Below are 3714 nucleotides of genomic sequence, written 5' to 3'. Positions count from 1 at the left end.
TAGTACAAAGCCAACCCGACGATCACGCCATCGGATTCAGCCACGTGAAAATCATAAAGTTTGTCGTCGTAGTCTTTTTCCATGCGTTCGATGGAATTAGAAACCTGATCTAGAGCTTTTTCATAAACGGCCAGTTCTTTGACCAATTCAAACACAGCCGGAATGTCGTCGCGGGTGCCGGGGCGGGTGGTTATATTCATAATTTTGAATGTCGGAATGTCGGAATGTCGGAATTTATTCACTAATTCCGACATTCACTAATTCACAATTAGCTGTATTGCACATAATTCCTCCACCGTTCCAGGACTTCGGTGAAGTCTTCGGGTAGTTCGGTGTCGAAAGGCATGAGTTGTTTGGTTTTGGGGTGGATGATTCCGAGCGATTTGGCGTGGAGGGCCTGACGGGGCATAATCTTGAAACAATTTTCGACGAACGCCTTATAGCTACCGCTAGCCGCGCCGCGCCGGACGCGGTCGCCGCCGTAGGTACTATCTCCAAAAATAGGGTGGCCAATGTGCTTCATGTGGGCGCGGATTTGGTGCGTGCGGCCCGTCTCGAGGTTGCACTTAACCAGCGAGACGTAGCGAATGCTTTCCAGTAATTCATAGTGCGTTACGGCCCGTTTGCCCTGGCTGCCATCGGGGTAAACCTCCATCATGCGGCGGTCCTTGGTGCTGCGGCCAACGTGGCCCTCGATGGTCCCTCTCTCTTGCTTCAACTCGCCCCACACCAGGGCGTAGTAGGTTCGCTCGATGGAATGGTCGGCAAATTGCTTCGCCAGGTGCGTCATGCCGTACTCGCTACGGGCAATGACCAGCAGACCAGATGTGTCTTTATCGATCCGATGCACCAGGCCGGGGCGGATGTCGCCATTGCGGCCCGTGGGTAGATTCTCGAAGTGGTACACCAGCGCATTAACCAGCGTCCCTGACCAGTTGCCAAAGGCCGGATGTACGACCATCCCGGCGGGTTTGTTGACAAGCGTAATCTCCTCGTCTTCGTAGATTATATCGAGCGTAATGTCCTCGCCCACAATTTCGGTGGTGCGCGGGGGCTGCGGCAGGGCCAGGACGATTACGTCGTCGGGCTTTACCTTGTAGCTGGCCTTGGATGCACCGTCGTTCACCTTTACCGCCTCCGCTTCGATTCCGTTTTGTATCTTGGTGCGCGTAGCGTTGGGCACGTGCAGACTCAGGTACTTGTCGAGCCGCATCGGGCTTTGCCCGGCGTCCACAACAATGCGGTAATGCTCGTAAAGTTCTTCCTCGTCTTCTTCTGCTTCGGTGTTCAATTTTGAATGAGTGACGGGGCTGTCCATACAGTTGGATAATATGCTTACGCCTGAATAGTATTTGCTGCTCAAAAACCAAATTTACCGAAAATACCCCGCACTTGCTTGTTCCAAATCTACCGACGCCTCTACAACTACTGATCGACGACGTTACTCTACGGGCGGGGGTGCAACTTTTTATTAAGCGTGATGACCTGATTCACCCTACCGTGTCGGGCAACAAGTGGCGGAAATTGAAATTTATTTTGCAAGATGCTCAGTCCAAAAAATTCACGTCGCTGCTGACTTTCGGCGGAGCCTGGTCGAACCACCTTTACGCCACCGCTGCGGCAGGCAAAGTACTGGACTTGAAGACGATCGGGATTGTTCGCGGCGAAGAGTACCAAGGGAAGCTGACTGGTACTTTGCAGTTTTGTGTTTCGCAGGGTATGGAACTTTACTTTATTTCCAGGGAAAATTACCGCTCAAAAAATGATCCTGCCTTTTTTGAAAACATAAGAGAGAAATTCAACGACCCGTACCTTATTCCCGAAGGTGGGAGTGCATCGCTGGCCCTGCCGGGTGTAAGCGAAGTAGTAGCGGAAACCGAAACGCAACTGGGCCGAAGACCCGATTGCTACGCTGTAGCCGCCGGAACGGGCGGCACCGCCGCTGGTCTCCTGGCGGCCTCCGCGCCTACCTTAGCGTTCTCCGCGTTAAAAAACGGCGGTTTTCTCAAAGCAGAAATCCTAAAACTAGCCACCGCAGAGGACGCACAAGCCAATCTGCACCTCTTCACCGACTACCATTTTGGCGGTTACGCCAAACACAAGCCCGAACTACTCACCTTCATGCAGGAGTTCGAGCAAAATCACGGCGTCCTACTCGAACACGTTTACACCGGAAAAATGCTGTTCGGCCTGTATGATTTAATGAAAAAAGGATTTTTCAAAAGGGCCACCACTATCATCGCTATCCATACCGGAGGATTACAGGGGCGTTCCCATTAAACTACCATGTCCGCCCTTTCAAAAACTCCGCTACCTGTTCCTTCGGAACGGGTAGTTCGTCGATATGGGTGTTGAGCCATTGGGAGAAATCTTTTTCGATGTCGTCGGTCCAGCGGTTGTCGATTTGGCCGGGCGTGTACTTTTGCTCGCGGAGGCGCAAGTGGCCGAACATATCGCGCAGCCGAACGATTTCGGATGTCTTGACGACCTGCTCGACTAAGTGCGGCGGAATGAAAATGACGCCGCCATCGCGTCCCAGCACTATGTCGCCGGGTAGTACCATCGCGTCACCGATGCGGGTAGGTTGGTTGATACCCGTGAGGGTCGTGTTCAGGTCGCCTTCGGCGTTATTGAGGTGGTGCGAGGGATGGTAGGTACGAAAAAAGGAAGTGAACGAGCCAATTTCTTTCAGGCCCGAGATGTCGCGGATAGCGCCGTCGTAAACGATGCCGTTGCCCGTTTTGGCGTAGATCGAATTACCCAGGTTATCGCCGATGGTCGGCCCGTCGTTGTGCGCCCCGTGGTGGTCCACCACATACACATCCCGCTTCACCAGCAGGTCGATAGGCCAGGCGTTTTGCGACTTGATGCGGCCGTCCTGGTTGTGGCCCTTATCGTCATAAACACGCTGCACATCGGGGCGACCGGGCATAAAGGTGGCTGTAAGAGCTCGGCCCACCAGCACGCTGTCGGGATTGATCGTCATCCAGTTTTCGGTGTACTGGTAGCGGTAATTTTTGTTTTTCAGCACGGCCCAGGCTTCTTCGAGCGTGGCTTTTTTCAGACGGTCCAGCAGCGCGTCGGGTACTTTCGGACGACCATCGGCAAAGCGCTCACCCTTCCACTCGGGCGTCAGCATCAGGAGGTCGGCCTTGGAGATTTGCTGGGCGCGGGTAGTTGTCGCCGTGCAGCATAGCAGCAGCGACAGCAGGAGATAGTATAGCGGTTTCATAAAGCGTCGGAGTTGGGAATAAGGTTTTTGAAGAAAAGAGACAGGGGAACCCCTTTTACTTATTCTGCTGGACGCCAACGATCAACCCGTGCGCGTCAGGCCACGCTGATGGGCTTTATTGTGGAGTGTTTTACTCTTCATATATATCGAATTCGGCTGAAATTGATTTCATCAAATCTTTATCTGCAAATTCGCTGTCAGACATTTTCGACAACTTCTCTAAGTACAGATCAAACTGTCCGTTTTTGAATAGGGTCAGCATCTTACCCCCTTTTTCGCATCTTGCCGCATGCCACACATTCGGAGGGACGGTAATCGTGTCACCGGGTCGGCAGAGGATACTTTCATCGTCAAAGATCAGCTCTACTTCACCTTGCAGGATGTAAAACACTTCGGTCATGATCTTGTGGTGATGCCGTGCCAGGAAAAAACCAGGTTTTATCTTGTCCTCGACCAGGCACAGTTCACCATTGGTACTTTTT

Annotated in this window: 5 protein-coding genes; 1 reads left to right on the top strand and 4 read right to left on the bottom strand. The window is 52.7% G+C overall.

The features are described 5' to 3' along the window. Both ACEW8P_RS03445 and ACEW8P_RS03440 read right to left on the bottom strand, forming a co-directional pair. The coding region (locus tag ACEW8P_RS03445; RefSeq protein ID WP_373511711.1) for an N-acetyltransferase family protein at positions 1-200 on the bottom strand (200 nt) is incomplete at its 3' end. 68 nt (positions 201-268) lie between these two features. Next, positions 269-1318, bottom strand: a complete 1050-nt coding sequence (locus ACEW8P_RS03440) for an RluA family pseudouridine synthase (protein ID WP_373511710.1) — start codon at positions 1316-1318, stop codon at positions 269-271. A gap of 74 nt (positions 1319-1392) precedes the next feature. Here ACEW8P_RS03440 and ACEW8P_RS03435 point away from each other — a divergent pair, with 74 nt between their 5' ends. Then, on the top strand, positions 1393-2280 hold the full coding sequence (locus ACEW8P_RS03435) for a 1-aminocyclopropane-1-carboxylate deaminase/D-cysteine desulfhydrase (protein WP_373511709.1): 888 nt from the start codon (positions 1393-1395) through the stop codon (positions 2278-2280). Between the two features lies 1 nt (position 2281). On the opposite strand, the gene ACEW8P_RS03430 is transcribed toward ACEW8P_RS03435, so the two are convergent. Next, positions 2282-3232, bottom strand: a complete 951-nt coding sequence (locus tag ACEW8P_RS03430; protein ID WP_373511708.1) for an RraA family protein — start codon at positions 3230-3232, stop codon at positions 2282-2284. A 130-nt stretch (positions 3233-3362) separates the two neighbouring features. Next, a partial coding sequence (locus ACEW8P_RS03425) for a cupin domain-containing protein (RefSeq protein WP_373511707.1) occupies positions 3363-3714 on the bottom strand: 352 nt, incomplete at its 5' end.

The sequence above is a fragment of the Persicitalea sp. genome (assembly GCF_041751555.1).
Taxonomy (GTDB): domain Bacteria; phylum Bacteroidota; class Bacteroidia; order Cytophagales; family Spirosomataceae; genus Persicitalea.
The sequence above is the reverse complement of the archived record's forward strand: the minus strand, read 5'-3'. Positions and strand labels throughout refer to the sequence as shown.

Bases quoted from the DNA above. Each gene is read 5' to 3' on its own strand.
- ACEW8P_RS03440 (WP_373511710.1), bottom strand. From the start codon at position 1,318: ATGGACAGCCCCGTCACTCATTCAAAATTGAACACCGAAGCAGAAGAA.
- ACEW8P_RS03430 (WP_373511708.1), bottom strand. From the start codon at position 3,232: ATGAAACCGCTATACTATCTCCTGCTGTCGCTGCTGCTATGCTGCACG.